This is a genomic window from Pseudoalteromonas sp. S3260 (assembly GCF_005886925.1).
Lineage (GTDB): Bacteria > Pseudomonadota > Gammaproteobacteria > Enterobacterales > Alteromonadaceae > Pseudoalteromonas > Pseudoalteromonas tetraodonis.
The window spans coordinates 1-1,132 of the sequence record NZ_PNCV01000080.1; the positions used below are offsets into that span (position 1 = coordinate 1).

Below are 1,132 nucleotides of genomic sequence, written 5' to 3' on the forward strand. Positions count from 1 at the left end.
ACTAAAATTTGGAATTCTGATAATAAAGTCTTCAAGTATCTACTTTAGTCTATTAACTTCTTCGCTTGTTTCACTATCACATAAAACGCGTTTGGCGTTGTATGGTTAAGCCTCACGGGTAATTAGTACAAGTTAGCTTAATGGCTCACACCACTTCCACATCTTGCCTATCAACGTTGTAGTCTTCAACGGCCCTTCAGAGACTTTAAAAGTCTAGTGAGAACTCATCTCGAGGCCTGCTTCGCGCTTAGATGCTTTCAGCGCTTATCAGTTCCGAACGTAGCTACCGGGCAATGCCATTGGCATGACAACCCGAACACCAGCGGTTCGTTCACTCCGGTCCTCTCGTACTAGGAGCAACCCCTCTCAATTCTCAAACGCCCACGGCAGATAGGGACCGAACTGTCTCACGACGTTCTAAACCCAGCTCGCGTACCACTTTAAATGGCGAACAGCCATACCCTTGGGACCGACTTCAGCCCCAGGATGTGATGAGCCGACATCGAGGTGCCAAACACCGCCGTCGATATGAACTCTTGGGCGGTATCAGCCTGTTATCCCCGGAGTACCTTTTATCCGTTGAGCGATGGCCCTTCCATTCAGAACCACCGGATCACTATGACCTACTTTCGTACCTGCTCGACGTGTCTGTCTCGCAGTTAAGCTGGCTTCTACCATTACACTAACCGTACGATGTCCGACCGTACTTAGCCAACCTTCGTGCTCCTCCGTTACTCTTTGGGAGGAGACCGCCCCAGTCAAACTACCCACCAGGCACTGTCCGTAACCCCGATTCAGGGGCCAACGTTAGAACATCAAAACTACAAGGGTGGTATTTCAAGGACGACTCCACAAAAACTAGCGTCTCTGCTTCTAAGTCTCCCACCTATCCTACACATGTAGGTTCAATGTTCAGTGCCAAGCTGTAGTAAAGGTTCACGGGGTCTTTCCGTCTAGCCGCGGGTACACAGCATCTTCACTGCGATTTCAATTTCACTGAGTCTCGGGTGGAGACAGCGTGGCCATGGTTACACCATTCGTGCAGGTCGGAACTTACCCGACAAGGAATTTCGCTACCTTAGGACCGTTATAGTTACGGCCGCCGTTTACCGGGGCTTCGATCAAGAGCTTC

The 1,132-nt window shown here is 50.1% G+C and carries 1 rRNA gene; it reads right to left on the reverse strand.

What is annotated here, in order from left to right:
• Positions 1-101: 101 nt before the first annotated feature.
• Positions 102-1,132 (reverse strand): 23S ribosomal RNA (locus CWC14_RS13555); the annotation flags it as partial.